The sequence below is a fragment of the Thiomonas sp. DCM-2 genome (genome assembly GCF_056820905.1).
Genome location: NZ_CM165962.1, coordinates 2728847 through 2749646, shown reverse-complemented (window position 1 = coordinate 2749646; position 20800 = coordinate 2728847). Strand labels below are relative to the sequence as shown.

Here is a 20800-nt window from a genome sequence, read left to right as displayed (position 1 = left end):
GAAGGTTGGGAGGGGCGCAATTCAAACCGCTCCGTACCGGGTCAACCCTTGGGCTGTGGGCCAAGGGTTGACGTATGCTTTCGCCGGTTACAAAAAAAGACATTCCATTTCATAACACATCAACGGAGATCGTCATGCAGCGTCGTCAAGCAGTCATCGGTCTGGGATTGGCAGCAGCTGGTCTGGGGCTGAGCACCGTGGTTCGGGCGCAACAGCCCATCGTCATCAAGTTCAGCCATGTGGTGGCGCCCAATACCCCGAAGGGGCAGGCCGCAGAGCATTTCAAGAAACTGGCGGAAGAGCGCACCAAGGGCCGGGTGAAGGTGGAGGTCTATCCCAACAGCCAGCTCTACAAGGACAAGGAGGAGATGGAGGCGCTGCAGCTCGGTTCGGTGCAGATGCTCGCCCCCTCGCTGGCCAAGTTCGGTCCGCTGGGTGTCAAGGAATTCGAGCTGTTCGACCTGCCCTACATCTTTGACAACTACGCCGAACTGCACAAGATCACCCAAGGGCCGATCGGGCAAAGCCTGCTCAGGAAGCTCGAATCCAAGGGCGTGCTCGGGCTGGCCTACTGGGACAACGGCTTCAAGGACATGAGCGCCAACAAGCCGCTGCGCAACCCCTCGGACGCCAAGGGACTGAAGATGCGCATCCAGTCGAGCAAGATTCTGGACATGGAAATGCGCGCCATCGGGGCCATTCCGCAGGTGCTGGCGTTTTCCGAGGTGTATCAGGCGCTGCAGACCGGGGTGGTGGACGGCACCGAGAACCCGCCGTCCAACTTCTACACCCAGAAGTTCTATGAAGTGCAGAAGGCCATGACCCAGACCCAGCACGGGTATCTGGGCTATGCCGTCATCGTCAACCAGAAGTTCTGGGATGGACTGCCCGCCGACATTCGCAAGATCCTCGATCAGGCCATGGTCGAAGCCACCGACTTTGCCAACGCGGTGGCGAAAAAGGACAACGACGACGCCACGGAGGCGGTGCGCAAGTCGGGCAAGTGCGAGGTGATCGCGCTCACGCCTGCAGAGCGTCTGGCGTGGAAGAAGGCCATGGTGCCGGTCTACAAACAGGCCGAGTCGCGCGTGCCCAAGGCGCTGATGGACGAGGTGTTCAAGGCCACTGGCTTCGATCCGGCCAAGCTGTAAACCGTCCCCGAACCACGGCAAAGCTCGTGTCGCCAGGGTACAGGCCCTATCGACATGGGCTTTTGTCGTTTTGATGTGATCTTTCCTGATCGGATCGCCCCATGTCCGCCCTCTCGCTGTTCAACCGCGTGCTCGACCGGTTGGAAGAAACGCTGATCGCCCTCCTCATGGCGGCGGCGACCTTGCTCATCTTTGTCGCCGTTGCACACCGCTACATGGCCGGTATCGCCATTCCCGTGCTGCAGGACTGGCTGCTGTCGCTCCACTTCAGCTGGGCGCAGGAACTCTGCATCTACATGTTCGTCTGGATGGCCAAGTTCGGCGCTGCGTATGGTGTGCGCACGGGCATCCACGTTGGCGTGGACGTCCTGGTCAACCGCCTGTCGCCCGCGAAACAAAAGCCGGTCATCCTGTTCGGGCTGCTGGCCGGGGCGTTGTTCACCGGGGTCGTCGCTGTCATGGGGGCGAATTTCGTCTGGCACGTCAGCCACACCGACCAGACCTCGCCCGATCTCGAGCTGCCGATGTGGTGGGTGTATCTGGCGATTCCGCTGGGCTCGTCCCTGATGTGCTACCGCTTCCTGCAGGTGGCCTGGCGCTTCAACCGCGACGGCGAACTGCCGCATCACGATCCGGGGGAGGTGGAAGGACTGGATGAACCGATGGATCTTCCTGCTGGCGTGGACAACATTCACCCTGTCGCCGCCGGGAGGAGTGCCCGATGAGCGCCTTGATCATTTTCGGTCTGCTGCTTGCCCTGATGCTCACGGGCATGCCCATCTCCATCGCGCTTGGGCTGACGGTGCTCACCTTCCTGTTCACCATGACCGACGTGCCGATTCAGGCGGTCGCACTCAAGCTGTTCTCGGGGATCGAGAACTTCGAGATCATGGCGATTCCGTTTTTCATTCTGGCCGGCAACTTTCTCACCCACGGCGGAGTGGCGCGGCGGATGATTGCGTTTGCCAGCAGCCTCATCGGGCACTGGGCCGGGGGGCTTGGGCTGGCCGGAGTGCTGGCCTGCGCGCTGTTTGCTGCGGTGTCGGGGTCGAGCCCGGCAACCGTGGTGGCCATCGGCTCCATCCTCATGCCGGCCATGATCAAGGCGGGCTTCCCGCCGCGCTTCGGTGCCGGTGTCATCACCACCTCAGGTGCTCTGGGCATCCTCATTCCGCCGTCGATCGTGATGGTGCTGTATTCCATTTCCACCAACTCATCGGTCGGCGCGCTGTTCATGGCCGGCGTGGTGCCTGGCCTGATGCTGGCCACCATGCTGGGGGTGACCACCTGGTGGCGTGCCTGGCGTGGCAAGTATCCGCGCCAGCCCCGGGCGACATGGGCGCAGCGCGGGCGGGCGCTGCGTGAGAGCATCTGGGGGCTGATGCTCATCCTCATCGTGATGGGCGGCATTTACAGCGGCATCTTCACACCCACGGAGGCCGCAGCCATGAGCGCGGTCTATGCCTTCATCATCGCCGTGTTCGTCTACAAGGACTTGAAGCTGCGCGACGTGCCACGGGTGCTGCTGGCCTCGGCCAACATGAGCGCGATGCTGCTCTACATCATCACCAACGCGGTGCTGTTTTCGTTTTTGATGACCTCGGAGCACATCCCGCAGAGCATGGCGCAGTGGCTGCTCGGCGCCGGCCTGGGACCGATCGCCTTCCTGCTGCTCGTGAATGTGCTGCTTCTGGTGGCTGGCAATGTGATGGAGCCGTCGAGCATCGTGCTGATCCTGGCGCCCATCCTGTTTCCGGTGGCGATGCACCTGGGCATCGACCCGATCCACTTCGGCATCATCATGGTGGTCAACATGGAAGTGGGCATGTGCCACCCGCCCGTCGGGCTGAACCTCTATGTGGCCAGCGGCATCGCCAAGATGGGCATCACCGAGCTGACGATCGCGGTCTGGCCCTGGCTGCTGACCATGCTGGTGTTTCTCGGGATGGTGACCTACATCCCGGCGATCAGCCTGGCGTTTCCGCGCTGGCTGGGCATGGTGCACTGAGCATGGTGCACTGAGCATGGCGCGCGGGCTGACCCTGCCGCCAATGCCATCACCCCGCCAGCGGGGAGGGAGCAAAGACGTCCGGTGTCGACTCCTCCCCCACCGCTTGGGGGAGGTTAGGGCAACACTGAAAAAGTCCTTGTGATGGTGCGCGCCGGTGTGCGGGATGGGATGCAAGGCGCACACCAAGACAATAGCCGAAGCTATGGCGAGCGAGGGCCGCGCCGCAGACCGCCCGCAGAGCGGATGCGCAGCGCGCAAGGGACTTGTTCAGCGTTGCCTTAGCAGGCCGTTGAAAAAGTGCTCACCGAACTTGCGAAGTTCGTGGATTTCGAAGAAACGAGTGGCCCGGATCCGCATGCGAGGTGATTTCGAGGGCCATTTCGGCCTGTTTGCAGGCCTTTTTTCCCCTTTCGGGCGCACGTATCCCACGGCTCACGCATGATGCGCGTCCCACCAACCGCCGATTGCCCCAAGGCGCACCAGGTTGTAGGTGGCAAAGCACAGCAGCGCTTGGCCCGTGAGCTTGGCCTGGCCGATGAGCTTGGTCTTGGCCAGGCCACCCACCGTCTTGATCCATCCGAACGCCTCCTCGATGCGCTTGCGCACTTTGAGGCTGGTCTTGTAACCCTCGTTCCGGGTGATGCGACCATCCACCGCCGAGTGCTTGTCCTTGGCCGCCACGCGCGGCGTGACCTTGAGCGTTCTGCAGCCTTTGAGGAAGTCCTTGGTGTCGTACCCCTTGTCGGCTGCGACCGTGGCCCGCTTGTTTCTGTTGCCCCGGCGTTTGAGCATGGCCAGCGCCGCCTCGCGCTCTGCGGTGCCGCTGGCATGGGTGATCTCGACATCCACGATCAGGCCGTTGCGGTTCTCCATGAGGATGTGCCCCATGTGGCACAGACGGGACTTGTCCCCTGGGGCTTTCTTGTAAAGCCGGGCATCGGCGTCGGTGGTGCTGGCGTGGGTGTCGTTGCAGCGTAAGCGTTCAGCCAGCGGCGTGATTGCGCTCGAGCTATTGGGTGGGTAGATGCAGCAGCATCAGGCAGCAGTCTTCACGCGTCGGGCAGTGCGCCGCTGCACCGCCTTGGTGGTGTGCGATGGGCATACTGCTGCGACGCACTCGGTGAGGTTCACCGCTGCCAGAAGCATGAACATGATCGCATCGGTTTTCACGTCCAGCAGGTCGTGATCCTGCAGGCGGCTGTAGACGAACGCCAGCAGGTTGGGCTCGGCGTGGGAGTCGATCTGCTGCTGCAGCGCCTGCGCCTGCTGCAGCGTGGTCAAGCCGTCGAGGAAGAGCATCTTCGCCACGAGGCGGTCGAGGCAGCGATCTTGCAGATCCTCGCAGACCATCGGCCATGCATGTCCGCTGATCTTCATCGCCTGGTACACCACGAAGAGGATGTTGAGGATAATCTCGACCTGCTCCAGCCTGGCGCCCAGGCGCGGCAGGACCAGCACACTGGCAAGCAGCGTGGGCTGGTGCGCATGGATCTCGTCGGCGAGCGCCTCGCGCGCGCGCAGATCCATGCGGTCGACGGTGAGGATCGCCTGGGCAACAATGCGCGTGGAGATCCGCTGCGTCATCGGGGCGCGGCCCTGTCCAGGTCCGAGCACAGCGGGTCCTGCCCGAAGTGCTGCGTCCACAGCCTGGGGGTGAGTTCGACCACCCGGGACTGGGGATGTCGGCCCACGCGCTGCAACACGTCGACCAGATAGGTGTACGGGTCGATACCCTGCAGCACGCAGGTGGCGATGAGGCTTTGCAGGATGCCCACATGGCGTGCGCCGACCTCGCTCCAGCAGAACAGCCAGTTGCGCCGCCCCATCGGGATCGGACGCAGCGCGCGCTCGATGTGGTTCGTGTCGATGGGCACCGCCGGGTCATCGATGAACACTGACAGCGCTGCCCGTCGCTCTCGCACGTAGGCCAGCGCTTTGGTCAACGGATTGCTCGGCAGCAGGCCCTGCTGCGCGAACTGCTGCTCGACCCAGGCGAAGAACGCCTGCACCCGCGCCCGGCTGTGGGTGGCGCGATGCGCCAGCTTGGCCGCACCCTCCCACCCGGCGGCGCGGATCTCGGCCTCGATACGGTACAGCGCGGTGATGTGCTGCAAGGCTTGCGTGGCCGCCCGCGGCTCGGCGTCTTGCGCCTCGAAGAACAGGCGCCGCGCGTGCGCCCAGCACTGCGCGTGGGTGACTCCGGTCTGCCTCGCATAGCGGGCATAGGCCGCGTAGCCATCGCTCAGCAGCACCGTGCCACTGGGCAACTGTCCAAGAACTTGGCTCACATGCTCATGGCGGCGCGAGGCGAAGTGGGGGAAGCACACCTCGTCGTGCTCGCCATACACCGGCCAGAAGTACGTGCCCTTCATCTTCCCCGGCCCGGCGCGGCCGGCCTTGATCGGGGTCTCGTCCATCGTGATCACATGCCCGCCCAGGATCGAGGCCAGCTGCGCATCCACGATGGGCTCGAGCAGCGCCGCAGTCTGCTGCATGAGCTGGGTCAACCAGGCCCGGCTGAGCTTGAAGCCGGCATCGGCCAGCCGCTGATGCTGGCGGTACAGCGGCAGGTGGTAGCGGAACTTGTCCACCGCCATGCCGGCGACGAAACTCACGTCGGCGCGGCTGCCCTCGAACACGCTGGCCGGCGCCGGCGCGCAGTGCAGGGTCGCGGTGTCGAGCCGCTTGATCACCGGGCGCACGTACTTGAGCGCCACATAGGCGCCCGGGCGCTGCGCCAGGCGGTAGCTGACCTTCTCGCCGATGACCTCGTACTCCTCGGCACGCAACCCCTGCGCCTGGGCGCACGGCAGGTGGATGACCTGCACCTCGACCCGCTCGGCGTCGAAGAACGCCGTCGCGTCCTGGTCGCCAGCACAATCTGTCGTGCGTGCGCGCCGCGTGTGCCCGGCCACTTGGCGTCCAGCCTCGGGGGCTTGTGGCGGGATCGGCAGATCACCCAGAATCTGGCCGAGATGAAGTTGCTGCGCATCGGCCACGCTCTGCAGCCGTTCGCTCTTGCTGCCGAAGATCTGTCGCCTGAACCACGCCAGTTGCCGCTGCTGCTCAACGATGGTCTGCGCTTGCGATTGCAGCAACCGCACGAGAGCCTCAACCGCCATGCCCGCCACGATCTGGGCGGTATAGGTCTGCACTTGAGCGGGGTCTGCACGCATGAAAGCATTGTGCCCATGGCAAAGCCCGAAGGGAATCGGGCTTTGCCACATTGCAAAACCCGTTATCGCCACTCCACGTGTCGATGCCGCTTGAACTGCCGCGTCACCTGCAGCCCCTCGAGCAGGAGCTTGAGCGCGGTGAAGTCGATCTCGGCGCTGCGCTGCCCGCCCCAGTCGCGCACAAAGCGGCCGGCCTCCAGCCGTTTGCTCCACACGCACCAGCCGCTGCGATCGAAGTACAGCACCTTGATCTGGTCAGCCCGACGGTTCGCGAACACGAACAGATGCCCGCCCAGCGGGTCGACCTCAAAGCCCTGGCGCGCCAGCGCGTACAGCCCGTCGTAGGACTTGCGCATGTCGGCAGGCTGCCCATACAAGAAGACCCGGATGCGCCCCTCAGGAAAGAACATCAGCGGCGCACCAGATGCAGGCTCATGCCGCCGCCCAGGTCCAGCCGCAACTCCATGGGCGCATGCATGCCGCCGGTACCGACTTCGCCCAACTCGATGAACCCCGCGGCACGCTGCTCCATACGCCCAGTCTTGGCCGTCACGGGCGCAGCCTTCACCTTGCCCGACAGCCGCTCACGCCAGCGCCGATAGCTGCTCACACACACTCGCTCCTGCCGACAAAAGCTCTTGAGCGTCAGCCCCGAGGCCGGGAAACGCTCAATCACGTCGCGCCAGCACGCCTCGTCCAGGTGCCGCCGCCGCTTGACCTCGGCCACCTCTGCCGCGTCGTTCTCCATCTCGAATGTCTCCTCATCCCTGCGATGGGAAACATTCTTCGTGGGATCCGAAACGAACGAAAGAACGCCGCTGGCTTACCGGTTACGTTGCAGCGCTGCTGCCCTTTGAAGTCCACCTCGGGGTTGCGCCCGGGCGGGCTGGCGCTGTCATCGTCCTTGCGCTTGAAGCTCTTGTGCGAGGCCCACGCTTCGATGAGCGTGCCGTCCACGCTGAAGTGTTCGTCGCTAGCGAGCTTGCCCCATTGGGCGCTGAGCTTGACGCGCTCGAAGAAAGCGCGGGCCAGGTCCTGGTTGAACAGGCGTTCGCGGTTGGCGCTGAAGGTGGAGTGGTCCCAGACCTTGTCCTCGATGTTCAGGCCCACGAACCAGCGGTACAGCAGGTTGTAGTTGACCGCCTCGACCAACAGGCGCTCGCTGCGGATGGAGAACAGGATCTGCAGCAGCAGGGCCTTGAGCGGCATCTCCGGCGGCACCGAGGGGCGACCACGGCGGGCGTAGACCGATTCGAACTCGCGGTTCATCGTTGCCAGCAACGCATCAACCACCGCGCGCAACTTGCGCAGTGGGTGGGCCTGCGGCACGCGCTCTTCAAGGCTGATGTAGCTGAACATCGCTCCCTGGAAATCCTGGTTGCCCCTCATCGTCTTCGTCTGCGTCGTTCTCGGGTGGCTTCAGATCGTAGTGGCCGACGCGAGCGTCCGCAGGGGATTTTTCAACGGCCTGCTAAGGGGAGACCGTGTCTGGAGGAGCCGATATTCGGCGCCTCAATTCTGGTGGCAAAGCGCGAATTGCGGCCACGACGAAACGACTGACGGATTGGAGCGGGACGACCATTCATCAGTGCGCGTAAGGACATGACGGCATGATGGATCAACTACTGCCGCCGTGTGAACAGCCCATTCGATTGGTGCCCATTCGGGGTGAACCAGAGGAAGCCTCGTCCTGGCGCGTTCTCAGCCTTCCTTGCGAGCATTCCACCGGATCCGTCAGCGGTGCACATGAGCGCGAACGGCTACTCGTCGCACTTGCTGGAGCGCTGGGAGGATTGATCGATCCCGCCGACTGCGCATCGGTCATGCAAAGCCTCATCGAGGAAATCGTGACCGCGTCTGACCAAATTACGCTGGCTTGGGCGTGGATTGGCAAACCGGAGGATGAGGCCATTGCGCCTCTATGCGTGGCAGGACAAGAGGAGGTTTTCGGCCGCGCGTTGCGTATCAACCGCGACCCTACGACTGCACACTGCCCGATCTTTCAGGCGCTAACGCAACATCGCATCATCTATATGCCCATGTCTCCACGCAGCCCTTACAAACCATGGAGGCGTGCAGCTCAACAATATGGCTTCGAAGAAGTGCTTGCCGTTCCGATTGATCTTGATGTAACGGGTCAACACGGTGTGGTTGTGTTTTACGCGGTTGAGCGGGGCTACTTTGCCCGCATCGGGATGCAACCCTTTCGTGCGCTCGCCAAGCTTGGCCAGGTTGCTGTGCATCAAGCACAGCTCATCACCCGCCTCCAAATCCAAAGTTCGATCGATCCGTTGTGTGGCACGCTCAATCGCCATGCGACTGAGCAAATTCTGGAACAAGAATTTTCTCGTGCGCGACTCAGCCACGACGGGTTTGGGCTGATCCTGCTTGATCTTGACCGCTTCAAGCTCATCAACGACTCCTACGGACACATGGCCGGAGATGAAGCCCTGCGCGAAACCGTCTCCGTGCTGCGTCGACATGTCAGGTCCTCGGATCACATCGGACGGTGGGGAGGTGAGGAGTTTCTTGTCATCCTCCCTCACCAAACGATTGAACAGGTTTATGCCACGGCCGAGCGATTGCGCAGAGCAATCGAGTCGATCTGCGTCAAGCATGAAGGTCGCTGCATCCAATTCACCGCAAGTTTTGGCATCACGACATGGTCAGGTCAGTCCTGCACACCGGAACGCCTGATCTCGCGACTCGATTCATTTCTCTATGACGCAAAACGCTTGGGGCGCAACCAGGTGCGAGGTGCTGACGGGCGCGGCAGCGAGACGCTGTCTCTCGGAGCGCAAATCCAGGTGGCGTTGGAGACCCAGCGCATGCGTGTGGCGTATCAGCCGTTGGTTGACCTGCGCACTGGCGCTGTGGTCGCACAGGAGGCACTGGCCCGACTGATTACAGCTGAGGGCACCGTCATGCCAGCCAGCGCTTTTATCGGTGCGGCACACCGTCTGCGCATGGAATGGCGGATCGACGAAGCTGTATCGCGCCAAGCGCTGGCGCACTGTCTGGCGAGCACGCAGCAGGGTGTACACCCTCAAAGACATCTCATCAATTGTTCGGCGGATTTTCTGGCACGTCCGGACTGCATTGAAAGATTGCTCAGTGCCGCAGAACGCAATTGCGCGGATTGCGCTGACGTGTTGCATGGCCCGCACAAGCCAGTCATCATTGAAGTCACCGAGCGCCAGTTGCTCGGCGATCCCGCAAAAACGCGGCAACTGCTACAGCCCTTGCTCGATTTCGGATTCGAACTCGCTGTGGATGACTTCGGGAGCGGCTACTCGTCGTTTCTGTATCTGCTCGACCTTCCGGTGCGCTACCTCAAAATCGAAGGCGAACTCGTGCGCCGCTCTGTGGGGGAGTCACGCGCACGCACCATGATCGAGGCCATTCAGGCCATGGCTCGGCGCTTGGGCATTTGCACCATTGCCGAGGGCATCGAAGACCAAGCAACCTGCGACTTGATGCGCGACCTCGGTATCGACTGGGGACAAGGTTACTTGATAGGACGGCCGGAAATTTCCTGAAAAAGAACCCAGAGGGAGGAGAAAACATGTTTCATATTGACTATGCCCTGTTTGCACCCTGGCACGCGCTGGCTGGTGGCGTGATGATCGGAGCGGCCGCCGGCATCATGGCGCTGTTGGGAGGAAAAGTCATGGGTTGCAGCGGAATCGCAGGTGGCAATTTGCATGATCTGATCGAAGGCATACCCACTCAGGCCTGGCGATGGTCGTTTTTGCTGGGGGTCCTGTTGGGCACCGTCGGGTGGCTTGTACTTGAGGGGCCGATTCCCGGCGCATCTCAACCTCTGCCCTGGCTTGGTTACACCGTCGGAGGATTGGCTGTTGGCTTTGGCACACGGCTGGGTTCAGGCTGCACCAGCGGACATGGCGTGTGCGGAATTCCCCGGTTGTCCCAGCGTTCGCTCGTTGCGGTGGCCTGCTTTTTTTGCACGGCCATGTTGACCGTGTTCATTTCCCACCATCTTGTGTGAGGCAAACCATGATGAATCTGATTGCCATGGTCTGCGGCCTCTTGTTCAGTCTCGGTCTCTTGGTCTCTGGCATGGTTGATCCGGATAAAGTGATCGGCTTTCTGAATATTGCCGGGCATTGGGACCCCAGTTTGGCGTTTGTGATGATTGGAGCAATCCTCACCAATCTACTTCCGATGCGGCTGGCCATGCGGCGCAAGGAATCCATGTTGTTGCACTGCCCAATGGATCTACCGAAAGCGTCGCAAATCACCAAGCGTCTTGTCTTTGGCAGCGTGATTTTCGGCCTGGGTTGGGGTTTGAGCGGCATCTGTCCTGGTCCTGCTCTGGTCAATATTGGTACTGCACAGCCCGATCGCTTGCTGTTTTTTGTGTTTATGGTTCTCGGCATGGGGGGCTATGAAATCTGGAATCGGCAAATCTCGAACCAACGTACCCCCGTCACACATTTTTCTGACGCATTGGAACTTCTGCCATTGGGACGAGAGATCCAGCCGCCGCTGCGTGCCAAACTTGCAGCGCAGGGAGATGGCCATCAGATGACGATCCTGATTGATACGCCGCTTTCTGTGGGTGAACGGTACTGGGTGATGCAATCAGGACAAACGCGGCGCCAGGCGCGCTGTTATGTGGTGCAACACTTTCGCCCAGGCGTTCGAGAGGGCGACATAGCCAGCGCCGTCCTGGTTGCTTATCTCTTACTCGACATTCCTGAGCCAGCCTGACCTTGCCCGTGAAAAACGTATCCCTTGCTGAGTGATTCAATCCAAGCAAGGAGAACGGAAATGACGAAGACGACAAGGCGGGCGCGGTACACGCTCGAGTTCAAGCAAGAGGCTGTGCGGCTGGTCGAGGGCGGCCAGAGCATCGCTGCGGCAGCCCGCACACTGGGCGTGGTGGATCAGACGCTGTTCAACTGGGTCAAAGCCCAGCGGCACGGCAAGCTCAAGGGGGCTGACAGCAAGGTCGTCAGCGCCGAGCAGATGGAGATCAGTCGGCTGCGGGCCGAATTGGCGCGTGTGAAGATGGAGCGCGACATCCTGGGAAAAGCGACGGCGTACTTCGCAAAGGCAGCGACGTGAAGTACGCCTTCATCCAGCGCCACCGGCGCGTGTGGCCGATCTCGGTGCAGTGCCGGGTGCTGGAGGTCAGCGTGGCTGGCTACCACGCGCACGTCGTGCGGGCCGCCAGCACGGCCCAGCAACGCCATCTCAGCGACGATGCGCTGCTGGTGCATATCAAGGCCATCCACGCCGAGACCCGTGGGAGCTACGGCTGGCCGCGCACCTGGAAGGAACTGCTGGCCAGGGGCATCCGCGTGGGCAAGGAGCGTGTCCAGAAGCTCATGCAACGGCATGGCATCCGCGCCCGTGGCAAGCGGCGCTTCAAGGTCACCACCGACAGCAATCATGACTTCCCGATTGCCCCCAACCTGCTTGACCGGCAGTTCACCGTGGCCGAGCCCGACAAGGTCTGGGCAGGTGACATCACCTACATCGCCACCGACGAAGGGTGGCTGTTTCTGGCCGTGGTCATTGATTTGTTCAGCCGCCAGGTGATCGGCTGGAGCCTGCGCGCCGACATGACGCGCGACATCGTCATCGACGCCCTGCGCATGGCTTGGTTCAAGCGCCATCCGAGCAAGAAAGCCGGGCTCATCTTCCACAGCGACCGCGGTAGCCAGTACGCTGCCAAGGACTTCCGCGACGTGCTGGCCGAGTATGGGATCACGAGTTCAATGAGCCGCAAAGGCAACTGCTGGGACAACGCTTGCAGCGAGACGTTATTCGGTTCGCTCAAGGTGGAGCGGTTGCATGGGCAGCGCTTCAAGACACGTCGCCAAGCGATGGACGAAGCCGTCGCCTGGATGCTCTGGTACAACCGCACCCGGCTGCACTCAACCCTGGCCTATGTCAGCCCGATGCGGTTCGAAGAAAACTGGCTCGCCAACAAACCAAGGCAAGCCAGTGCATGAGTCAGCTATGGGATACGAATTCCAGGGGCAAGGTCAGCCCTTGTCGATGACTCAGCCAGTTCACCATTGAACTCTGCGCAAAAGGAAATGGCATGACAACGACGTTAAGCGAGAGCACAACGCGCGATGCTGCACGCTCTCATCTGTTGCTCTGGGCGATTCCAGCCCTGTTGATGACATTTGGTGAGGAGGGATGGCGTTTGCAGGAAAGTAACGCTGCAGCCGACGAATTTGCGATGGCAGGCGGAATCGACTTGTCGCGCGATGCCCCCACTTGGTTGCCGAGCACGGCCAAGGATTTAGCCTTGTCGCAAGACGGCACCGCAAACCGCCAGTCACCGAAATTCCTTGGGGTGGAAAGGCAGATCGGAGCGAGACCATGCCGGCTGCACATCACGGCCTGGCCCAGTGCGCAAGACTTGCTCCTCGTCCAGATGATTGATCTTTCAGCACGTCAGTTTGCCGAGACAACCACACGCGATGTCATCAATATTGTCAACAGTTCGGGCAGGGTTCTGGGGCAGACTGCTGACCAGATCTATGCCACCATCGAGGGCGTTGAGCAGGGTCTACGCACCACGGAAATGAGCGAAGTCGATAACAGGACGCATGTCGACTCGCTCGTGGGCAATGTCAAATCAATCTCGACGATTGCATCGGATATTCGCGCCATCGCATCCCAAACCAATCTTCTGGCCTTGAACGCGGCAATCGAAGCAGCGCGGGCCGGCGAAGCGGGGCGCGGATTCGCCGTCGTCGCCGACGAAGTCAAGAATCTCTCGCGGCGGGTTCAAGCCGCGACCCAAAGCATTACCGAACTTGCCGACGGAATCCGTGGCGTGTCCGGGGGAATCAAATCGGCATGCCATGCGTCGATGCAATCCGTCGAGGCTTCGCACGCTCTGCTCGAACGTTCAACAGCCGATGTAATGCAGATGCGGCGGGTTTCGCATGTTTCCAGTCTTCGTGCAGCGAAAGGCGGTCATCGACTTTTTGTTTTCCGCGTGCAAGGAGATCTGGAACGTGAGCCGCCGTTGCTCAAGCCTGATAGTCTGGCCACGCACCATAGCTGCGGCCTCGGGGATTGGTATGAGGCCAATCGCAGCACGCAGCTGGGACGGCTGGCCAGTTTTCAGGCCCTGGAGAAACCGCACGCCCGCCTTCATGAGTTGGTGCGTGATTTCGCCAAGCTCCTGCAGGAAGGGCAGCGGCACAAAGCGCTTGGGCTCATGCAAGACATCGACCGAGAACTGGAGATACTGCTAGATGCCATCGACTCATTGATACGCGAAATTGAAACCGTGCTTGAGGGATGAGATACCCCCAGCTCACCAGGCATGTCGTGCCCCGATGCCAGTAAACAAATCGAGGATTTGAGTGGACGATGACACGATCTGAAATTTCCAGCGCACTGGTGATGCAGGCTTTCGACGCCATCCCGGAGTCCTGCGTGCTGACCGATGCCGATCAGACCATCATCACGGTCAACCGTGCGTTCACTGCGCTGACTGGCTATGCGGAACAGGAGGTGATTGGACAGACCTGTCGCATCCTTCAAGGGCCACTCACCGACCCGGTCGCACTCGAAAAGATGCGTCAGGCCATCCAGGCAGGACAGGTGTTCCGAGGATGTCTGAGAAATTACCGCAAGGGCGGTTCGACCTTCTGGAATTCGATCACCATCACCCCATTGCGCGATGCCACTGGCCAAATCACGCACTTCGTCAGCGTGCAGCGGGATGACACCGAAAAGCATCAAATTTGGGAAGCCCTGCGCGAGCAGTCGATTCATGACCCCTGGCCCACCTGCCCAATCGGGCCGGGTTGGCGCAGCACCTCACTCTGGCAATTGCCAGAGCGCAGCGCGATCACAAGATGGTGGCCCTGGGCTATCAGCTTCGCGCGGTTGACTTTCTGGCTCGACTCGGTAGCCCACCAGATGCATGAAAAAAGCCCAGATCAGTCTGGGCTTTTTTCATGCCGACATGGCAGCGAGACGACGCCAGCGGACCAGTTCAGCGTCGATCGGGCGCGGAATTCTTGCGCAGCAGCTTGATGGCTGCGTAAACGGCCCCGCCTGCCAGGCTGACTTTCAGCAGGCGCGAGAACAGCGAGCGCGCCATGCGATGTCGCAGCAAGACAGAACCTGCGGAGCCCAGCAGCGACCCGAGATAGGGGTGGCTGCGGGTGAAACGCAAGACGCCCAGCAGGGCACCAGCCGGGGTCGTTGTGCCGAGCCTGGTGCTGGCGAACGCCAGACGCAGCATCTGGCCCGGACGGGCCTGCTGCTTGAACTGCTCGACCGCCTGAACGAACTCCACACGCTCCACGGCCATGCGCGCCACGAGAATCTGCTTGCGAACTGCAGCGGGCAGAGCGTGGTTCGGATCGGATGGGGGCTGAGACATTCGATCGGTTCTCAGGAGCGGCTGCGCCACACTGCGCTGTCCTTGGCGAATTCGGCGCGGGTGGCTGCAAAGGGAACGGGCGCGTTGCGCTGTGCCACGCGCAGGCGATAGACGCAATAAGCCACCACGCCGGCGTAGAGCAAGGTCAGCACAGTCAGCACCTGCCAGTGCCCGAGATCCCAGAACAGGATGACCAACAGGGCGGTGAGGCTGCCCAACGCAAGCAGACCGAACAACACGGCCAGCAGACCGAGCAGCAACTGGATTTGCAGGCGCTGGCGTTCCTCGCCCAGTTCAAGGGCGGCAAGCTCAAGGCGGCTTTGGAGCAGGCTGCTCCCGCGGCTCAGCAGCCGCTGCCACGCTGCCCCGACGCCCTCGGTGTCTGTGGGCTGCCCGTTCTCGGCCATGTGACAACGGATCAGCGACTGCGGTTGATCAGCAGGCCAACGGCCAGACCGATGGCTGCAGCAACGCCGATGGCTTTCCACGGATGGTCATGCACGTAGTCGTCTGTGGCCTGCGCGGCGGCCTTGCTGCGCTCGACCACGGCGTCCTGCAGATCCTGCGCCTTTTCGGCGGCCTGACGCAGCAGCTTCATGCCGCGGCGCTGCAACTCGGCAGCTTGCTCGCCACTGCTGGCCGCAGCCTGCTTGAGAAGATCTTCGGCGTGGTCGATCACGAGGGCGACGTCGGACTTGATCTCTTGGACGGATTTGGTCATGGTGGACTCCTGAGTGGAATGAAATGAACAGACTACCTGCAACTGATGTTAGCCCGCATCCCGCAGGTCTGGGTGATGTAGCGCAAGGCGGAGGCAAACTTCAGGGACGCAGACCGGCGATCAGGCGCTGGGGAAGCAAAAACAAATCGAGCGCGGCAAGAATGTCGGGGGCGACGAGTTGCGCCGCAGTCAGCGTGAGCGCATGGCTGCATTCCGGGCCGATCACGGCCACGCCCAGCGTGGCTGTGCGCAGCATGTCCACGTCGTTGCGACCATTGCCGATCGCTGCCACACCCGTGCCCAGCAGATGTCTGGCGCGGGCAGTCTTGTCCGCGCCACTCAGCACCACGGTGTGGCGCACGGGCAAGCCGGACAGGGCCTGGGCCACGGTGCCATAGGTGTCGCCGGTCAGCACCTCCACCTCCAGCACTCGGTGCAGCGCCACCAGTCGCTCGGCAACGCCAGCGATCAACTGGCCGTCGTGGGCAAGGGTGCCGTTGAAATCGATCAGCAAGTGCTTGAGATGCAGCACCTCGGCACCTGGAATGGCCACGGACAGGCCGGATGGCAGGCTGGACGTCATGTCAGTCCCCCGCGAATACGTTGCACCAGGCCGGTCGTGGAGCGGCCTTCGACAAAGGGAATCGCCACCGCGCGACCGCCCCAGGTCTGCACCAGCGCGGTCTCTGCGAGCACGGCCATGTCATAGTCGCCGCCCTTGACGTAGAGATCGGGACGCACGCGCGCGATCAGCGCCAGCGGCATGCGGTCTTCGAACAGCGTGACCAGGCTGACGCTTTCCAGTGCGGCCAGCACCGCAGCGCGGTCGTCCTGCGGGTTGAGCGGGCGCTCGGGCCCCTTGCCGAGCAGGCGCACCGACGCGTCGGAATTCAGCCCGAGCACCAGACTGCCGCCGAGCGCACGCGCCGCCGCGAGATAGACGACATGGCCGCGGTGCAGGATGTCGAATACGCCGTTGGTGAACACCACCGGCCGCGGCAGCGCGGCAACGCGGGCATCGAGCTGGTCGGGAGGGACGATTTTGTCGAGGAAATGCATGGCGAGAGCTTAGCCTCTTGGATGCGCGCGCAGATGGCCTCGCGCGTTCACGTTTTTTCACGCCTGCCTCAACAAGGGGCCGATATGATTTTGATCAATTCAAATTCATTTTTCGATTGATTCGTCACTCTGCGTCGAATCGAGAAAGCGAGCTGTCCCGTGTCCTCCGCGTTGTCAGGCCGTCTGCGCCTGTTCTGGCAGAACCTCGATCCGATGGTGCCCATGACTCTGGTCGGCGCGGTCGTGGGGTTCATCAGCGCCATTGCGGTGGAGGGCTTCCGCCAGGCGATGTACGCCGTGATGCGGCTGTACACCGAGCAGGAGCATCTGGTCGCTGCGGCGGCCGGGCTGCCGGCCTGGTCTCGGGTGATGATCCCCACGGTGGGCGCCACGCTGGGCGGGCTGGTGATGTGGGCCGGGCACCGCTGGATCAAGCGCCCGCGCGGGCCCGAATACATGGAGGCAGTGCGGGTGGGCGACGGCGTGCTGCCGCTCGGCCCCAACCTCACCCGCACGCTGTCGTCGCTGGTCGGGGTGAGCAGCGGCATCACCATCGGCCGCGAGGGGACGATGATTCAGTTCGCCGCGCTGGTGTCGTCGCTGCTGGGGCGCATCGGCAAGACCGACGCGGCGCATCGCCGACTCATCGTCGCCTGCGGCGCGGCGGCGGGCTTTGCCGGGGCGTACCACGCGCCGATCGCCGGCACGCTGTTCGTTGCCGAAATCATTCTCGGCGGGCTGGCGCTGCGCGAAATCGCCGCGGTGCTGGTCGCCGCGGTGATGGGCGAACTGACCACGCAGGCGCTGTTCGCCACCGGGCCGCTGTATCTGTCGCACACCATTCCGGTGGTGGGCTTTGCCGATCTGCTCGATGCGGTGTTCATCGGTCTGCTCGCCGGGCTGCTCGGCCCGGCCTTCCTGTGGCTGCTCGACTCGGCGCGCAAGCGCTACCAGCGGCTGATCGACTTTCTGCCGCTGCGCATGGGGCTGGCCGGGCTGCTCATCGGGCTGCTGTCGACCATCCGCCCGGAGGTCTGGGGCAATGGCTACAGCGTGGTGCAGTCGATGCTGGTCGATCACTGGGCGCTGTCCACGCTGATGCTGGTGTTCGTGCTGCGCATCATCGCCGTCACCGCGGCCAGCGCCGCGGGAATCCCCGGCGGCGTGCTCACGCCCACGCTGATGCTCGGCGGCGCGATCGGCCTGATGGTGCAGCACACTCTGCTGCTTTCCGACGCCTCGCACGCGCAAGCGCTGTGGGTGCTGGTGGGCATGGGCAGCCTGCTCGCCGCCACGACGCACGCGCCGGCAATGTCGGCCATCATGGTGTTCGAGATCACGCGCAACTACAACGTGGTGCTCGCGGCCATGCCTGCGTGCGTGGTGGCCTCTGTGATCGGCAGTCTGCTGCACGAGCGCTCGGTGTACGCCGAGGCGCTGGGACTGAAAGAGCAGGCCGGCGGACGCACCTCGCTGCTCGAGGCCATTACCGGAAGACATCCGGTCGCAGCAACCAGTGCCGCGCCGGCAGCGGAACTGAACGAGCAGAGCCCGTCTCAGTCGCGCGACTGAGGCTGCGTTTGGGCGATGCTTGCGGCAGGCGGTTGCTGATGGCGCTGGCGCCAGTCTTGCACGCTCTCGCCCAGATCGCTCAGCGCGCCCGTCACCCGAATGCCCTCGGGCAGCCGCCTGCGCAGCGCCGCATGAGAGCCGCCCACCCAGATGTCCACGGCTTGCGGCATGCGGCTGCGCAGTTCCGTCAGGGCATCGAGAACCTGCGCGGTTTGCAGGATGGGTGAGAAGCTCAGCACCAGCACATCGGCGGCATGCGCCTGCACCGCCTTGAGGATGTCGCCCAGAGGCATCTGCGCGCCAAGCTGCACGCAGCGGCAACCCTCCAGCGCCAGCATGGCCTCGACCATCAGCAGGCCCAATGTGTGCGGTTCCTGCGGCACCGTGGTGAGCAGGACCTTGGGACGCGACTGCGCCTCATCGCCCTGGGGAATGGCACTGATGACCGTGCGCAGCACGCGCTGCAGCACCTCCGAATAGAGGTGCTCTTCAAACACTTCCAGATCGCCGCGCATCCACGCTTCGCCCACGCCGACGGTCAGCGGCGCAATCACCTCGGAGATGAACCGACCAATGCCCATGCGCATCACGTCCTGCTGCAGGCTGCGGCGCAGCAGCTCACCGTCATGCCGCTTGAGCAGCGCGAGGTAGTGGTTCACCTCGTCACTGTGTGAGGAGGGCGTGGGAGGCTGGGCGCCCTCCGCAAGTGGGTTGGCTTCGATGACGGCAGGGCTGAGGGGGGTTTCGCGCGCCAGCGCGTCGAGCTGCTGCATGGACAGTGGCACGATCTGCGCCGGACGGCGACCGCCGTCGAGCAGGCGCTTGATCAGGCGCAGGCGCTCGACCTGATCGAGCGGGTAGAGCCGGTCTCCCGACGCATCTCTCTGCGGCTGTGGAAAGCCATAGCGCCGCTCCCAGACGCGCAGTGTGTCCTTGCCAATGCCGGTGTCCCGCTCCACGGCGGCAATGCCGAACTGCAAGGCGATGTTGAGGGTGCGGTCATTCATCGGTGAGAAACAACATGTCCTGGACAAAGCAGAGAGGGAAGGCTGCACAGACAGCCGGTGGCATGACACCCGACCTGAATCCATGCAGCGATACCGAGCGTACACATATCTTAGGCCGATCTGCGCTTGGCCGATAACCCTTCTGCTGTCTAGGACAAACGGGGAACGGTTTTGCGTGCAACCTGTTCTGAAGCATCATTGTCCTAGACAAACCAATCTCACGCACTGGAGATGTTCATGAAGCTGACCCTGTCCCCCCGTTTCGCAGCAGCCGTCGTGGCCTCGGCCGCACTGTTCTCCGTTGCCCCGCTCGCCCAGGCGGCAGACACCGCGGCGCCTGCTGCGGCAGCCGCCACCTGTCCGTCGCTGCTCAACAAGACCTTTCCCCGCCTGCAGGACGACAAGCCGGAAAGCCTGTGCCAATACGCCGGCAAGGTGGTCCTGGTGGTCAACACCGCCAGCTACTGCGGTTTCACCCCGCAGTACAAGGGGCTGGAAGCGCTGTACCGCGAGTATGGCAAGCAGGGCCTGGTGGTGCTGGGCTTTCCGTCCAACGACTTCCACCAGGAAATGGACAACAACGCCAAGATCGCTGCGTTCTGCAAGGACACGTACAACGTGCAGTTCCCGATGTTCGCGCCCTCGCATGTCACCGAGCCCAAGCCCAACGCGCTCTACGAGCAGCTGATCCTGGCCACCGGCGACCAGCCCAAGTGGAATTTTTACAAGTACCTCATCGGCCGTGACGGCAAGGTCGTGGGGGTCTATCCCAGTCTGGTTTCACCGGACAACAAGGACTTTGTTGCCAAGATCAAGACCTTGCTTGCGCAAAAACCCTGATTCAACTGCTGCCGCCTCCCCTCGACCCGCCCTTGAAAGGTATGCCATGAACGCCCCGGAAAAACTGTTTGCCCAAGCCGCTGCCGTCACTCTTCCCGATGTCCAGGCCACCCCGGACCGCCGCAACATCGCCATTCAACAAGTGGGTGTGCGCGGTGTGCGCTACCCCGTGCACATCGCATCCATGCAGGGCGTGCAGCCCAGCGTGGGCACCTTCGAGATGACCGTGGCGCTGCCCCCGGAGGTCAAGGGCACGCACATGTCGCGCTTCATCGAAATGCTCGAGGCGCACAAGGAGCCGCTCGATGCGCGGCAACTCGGTGTGCTGCTGCAGCACATGCTGGTTCGCCTGCAGGCCAGCGAAGGCGCCATCACCGCGCAGTTCACCTACTTTGCACGCAAGACGGCACCGGTGTCCGGGGTGGAAAGCCTGATGGACTACGAGGTCACGCTGCACGCCGCGCAGAAGGCCGGGGCGCTGACGCTGACGCAGACCGTGCAGGTGCCGGTCACCAGCCTGTGTCCGTGCTCGAAGGAAATTTCCAACTACGGCGCGCACAACCAGCGCTCGCACGTCACCATCGGCGCCACGCTGCGCGGCGATCTGGGCCTCGACGAGCAGATCCGCATTGCGGAAACCGCCGCCTCGTGCGAGCTGTGGGGGCTGCTCAAGCGCCCGGACGAGAAGTACGTCACCGAGCGTGCCTACGACCATCCCAAGTTCGTCGAAGACCTGGTGCGCGACGTCGCCGTGGCACTGGAGCGCGACGACCGCGTGGCCGCGTACACCGTGGAATCGGAAAATTTTGAATCCATTCACAACCATTCCGCGTATGCCCTGGTGGAAGGCCGCAAGACCTGAAGCGACAAG

General features: G+C 62.7%; 22 protein-coding genes and 3 pseudogenes. 13 read left to right on the top strand and 12 right to left on the bottom strand.

The genetic code is table 11. From position 1 onward, the window contains the following. The first annotated feature begins 134 nt into the window (after window positions 1-134). From AC1ZQA_RS13350 to AC1ZQA_RS13340, 3 genes are all read left to right on the top strand, one after another. Window positions 135-1151 (top strand): TRAP transporter substrate-binding protein, encoded by a 1017-nt coding sequence (locus AC1ZQA_RS13350; protein ID WP_482677338.1) that lies wholly within the window; start codon window positions 135-137, stop codon window positions 1149-1151. 101 nt (window positions 1152-1252) lie between these two features. Continuing rightward, window positions 1253-1876: a TRAP transporter small permease gene (locus AC1ZQA_RS13345; protein WP_482677337.1), complete on the top strand. Its 624-nt coding sequence runs from the start codon at window positions 1253-1255 to the stop codon at window positions 1874-1876. Then, window positions 1873-3159 (top strand): TRAP transporter large permease, encoded by a 1287-nt coding sequence (locus AC1ZQA_RS13340; protein ID WP_482677336.1) that lies wholly within the window; start codon window positions 1873-1875, stop codon window positions 3157-3159. The genes AC1ZQA_RS13345 and AC1ZQA_RS13340 overlap by 4 nt, the downstream gene beginning before the upstream one ends. A 435-nt stretch (window positions 3160-3594) precedes the next feature. On the opposite strand, the pseudogene AC1ZQA_RS13335 reads toward AC1ZQA_RS13340, so the two are convergent. The 6 genes and pseudogenes from AC1ZQA_RS13335 to AC1ZQA_RS13310 form a co-directional block, all read right to left on the bottom strand. Further along, a pseudogene (locus AC1ZQA_RS13335) lies at window positions 3595-4137 on the bottom strand (IS5 family transposase); the annotation flags it as partial. Window positions 4138-4197: 60 nt separating this feature from the next. Next, entirely contained in the window at window positions 4198-4746 is a 549-nt protein-coding gene (locus AC1ZQA_RS13330) for a hypothetical protein (RefSeq protein ID WP_482676860.1), read from the bottom strand. Continuing rightward, window positions 4743-6338 carry an IS66 family transposase gene (gene tnpC, locus AC1ZQA_RS13325; protein ID WP_482676861.1) on the bottom strand — a complete coding sequence of 532 codons (1596 nt, stop codon included), beginning with the start codon at window positions 6336-6338 and terminating at the stop codon, window positions 4743-4745. Before tnpC ends, AC1ZQA_RS13330 begins: the two co-directional genes overlap by 4 nt. 62 nt (window positions 6339-6400) lie before the next feature. Then, a complete protein-coding gene (gene tnpB / locus AC1ZQA_RS13320; protein WP_482676862.1) occupies window positions 6401-6748 on the bottom strand; it encodes an IS66 family insertion sequence element accessory protein TnpB in 348 nt (115 codons plus the stop codon). Next, window positions 6748-7086 carry an IS66 family insertion sequence element accessory protein TnpA gene (tnpA, locus tag AC1ZQA_RS13315; protein WP_482676863.1) on the bottom strand — a complete coding sequence of 113 codons (339 nt, stop codon included), beginning with the start codon at window positions 7084-7086 and terminating at the stop codon, window positions 6748-6750. The genes tnpB and tnpA overlap by 1 nt, the downstream gene beginning before the upstream one ends. A gap of 80 nt (window positions 7087-7166) precedes the next feature. Continuing rightward, window positions 7167-7727: pseudogene (locus AC1ZQA_RS13310) on the bottom strand (IS5 family transposase); the annotation flags it as partial. A 221-nt stretch (window positions 7728-7948) separates the two neighbouring features. Here AC1ZQA_RS13310 and AC1ZQA_RS13305 point away from each other — a divergent pair. The 7 genes and pseudogenes from AC1ZQA_RS13305 to AC1ZQA_RS13275 all read left to right on the top strand — a co-directional run bounded on the left by AC1ZQA_RS13305 (window position 7949) and on the right by AC1ZQA_RS13275 (window position 14378). Further along, on the top strand, window positions 7949-9877 hold the full coding sequence (locus AC1ZQA_RS13305) for a putative bifunctional diguanylate cyclase/phosphodiesterase (RefSeq protein ID WP_482677335.1): 1929 nt from the start codon (window positions 7949-7951) through the stop codon (window positions 9875-9877). A gap of 26 nt (window positions 9878-9903) precedes the next feature. Further along, window positions 9904-10347 (top strand): YeeE/YedE family protein, encoded by a 444-nt coding sequence (locus tag AC1ZQA_RS13300; protein ID WP_055450442.1) that lies wholly within the window; start codon window positions 9904-9906, stop codon window positions 10345-10347. 8 nt (window positions 10348-10355) lie between these two features. Continuing rightward, window positions 10356-11072 carry a DUF6691 family protein gene (locus AC1ZQA_RS13295; RefSeq protein WP_482677334.1) on the top strand — a complete coding sequence of 239 codons (717 nt, stop codon included), beginning with the start codon at window positions 10356-10358 and terminating at the stop codon, window positions 11070-11072. 60 nt (window positions 11073-11132) lie between these two features. Beyond that, window positions 11133-12322 (top strand): IS3 family transposase gene (locus AC1ZQA_RS13290; RefSeq protein WP_482676881.1). Its coding sequence is split into 2 segments (ribosomal slippage): window positions 11133-11391 and window positions 11391-12322, totalling 1191 coding nucleotides; the frame shifts between segments, so codons are not numbered across the junction. A gap of 92 nt (window positions 12323-12414) precedes the next feature. Further along, a pseudogene (locus AC1ZQA_RS13285) lies at window positions 12415-13194 on the top strand (methyl-accepting chemotaxis protein); the annotation flags it as partial. A 3-nt stretch (window positions 13195-13197) separates the two neighbouring features. Next, complete coding sequence (locus AC1ZQA_RS13280; RefSeq protein WP_482679334.1) at window positions 13198-13638, top strand: CZB domain-containing protein; 441 nt, start codon at window positions 13198-13200, stop codon at window positions 13636-13638. Window positions 13639-13739: 101 nt separating this feature from the next. Continuing rightward, window positions 13740-14378 (top strand): PAS domain-containing protein, encoded by a 639-nt coding sequence (locus AC1ZQA_RS13275; protein WP_482677333.1) that lies wholly within the window; start codon window positions 13740-13742, stop codon window positions 14376-14378. Here AC1ZQA_RS13275 and AC1ZQA_RS13270 read toward each other — a convergent pair. The 5 genes from AC1ZQA_RS13270 to AC1ZQA_RS13250 form a co-directional block, all read right to left on the bottom strand. Further along, entirely contained in the window at window positions 14338-14730 is a 393-nt protein-coding gene (locus AC1ZQA_RS13270) for a hypothetical protein (protein ID WP_482677332.1), read from the bottom strand. The two genes, AC1ZQA_RS13275 and AC1ZQA_RS13270, sit on opposite strands and share 41 nt — an antisense overlap. Window positions 14731-14741: 11 nt before the next feature. Continuing rightward, window positions 14742-15137 carry a phage holin family protein gene (locus AC1ZQA_RS13265; protein ID WP_482677331.1) on the bottom strand — a complete coding sequence of 132 codons (396 nt, stop codon included), beginning with the start codon at window positions 15135-15137 and terminating at the stop codon, window positions 14742-14744. Window positions 15138-15148: 11 nt separating this feature from the next. After that, a complete protein-coding gene (locus tag AC1ZQA_RS13260; RefSeq protein WP_482677330.1) occupies window positions 15149-15451 on the bottom strand; it encodes an ElaB/YgaM/YqjD family protein in 303 nt (100 codons plus the stop codon). Window positions 15452-15551: 100 nt separating this feature from the next. Further along, complete coding sequence (locus tag AC1ZQA_RS13255; protein ID WP_482677329.1) at window positions 15552-16034, bottom strand: HAD family hydrolase; 483 nt, start codon at window positions 16032-16034, stop codon at window positions 15552-15554. Further along, window positions 16031-16510: an adenylyltransferase/cytidyltransferase family protein gene (locus AC1ZQA_RS13250; protein WP_482677328.1), complete on the bottom strand. Its 480-nt coding sequence runs from the start codon at window positions 16508-16510 to the stop codon at window positions 16031-16033. Before AC1ZQA_RS13250 ends, AC1ZQA_RS13255 begins: the two co-directional genes overlap by 4 nt. Before the next feature lie 159 nt (window positions 16511-16669). On the opposite strand from AC1ZQA_RS13250, the gene AC1ZQA_RS13245 reads away from it, so the two are divergent. Next, window positions 16670-18082: a chloride channel protein gene (locus AC1ZQA_RS13245; RefSeq protein WP_482677327.1), complete on the top strand. Its 1413-nt coding sequence runs from the start codon at window positions 16670-16672 to the stop codon at window positions 18080-18082. Here the strand turns inward: AC1ZQA_RS13245 and AC1ZQA_RS13240 are convergent. Beyond that, window positions 18067-19089 (bottom strand): MerR family transcriptional regulator, encoded by a 1023-nt coding sequence (locus AC1ZQA_RS13240; RefSeq protein WP_482677326.1) that lies wholly within the window; start codon window positions 19087-19089, stop codon window positions 18067-18069. The genes AC1ZQA_RS13245 and AC1ZQA_RS13240 overlap by 16 nt on opposite strands. Before the next feature lie 231 nt (window positions 19090-19320). On the opposite strand from AC1ZQA_RS13240, the gene AC1ZQA_RS13235 reads away from it, so the two are divergent. Continuing rightward, window positions 19321-19929 carry a glutathione peroxidase gene (locus tag AC1ZQA_RS13235; protein ID WP_482677325.1) on the top strand — a complete coding sequence of 203 codons (609 nt, stop codon included), beginning with the start codon at window positions 19321-19323 and terminating at the stop codon, window positions 19927-19929. Between the two features lie 46 nt (window positions 19930-19975). After that, the gene (gene folE2 / locus AC1ZQA_RS13230; protein ID WP_482677324.1) at window positions 19976-20791 is read left to right on the top strand and encodes a GTP cyclohydrolase FolE2; all 816 of its coding nucleotides are present in this window, start codon (window positions 19976-19978) and stop codon (window positions 20789-20791) included. The last annotated feature ends 9 nt before the right edge of the window (window positions 20792-20800 follow it).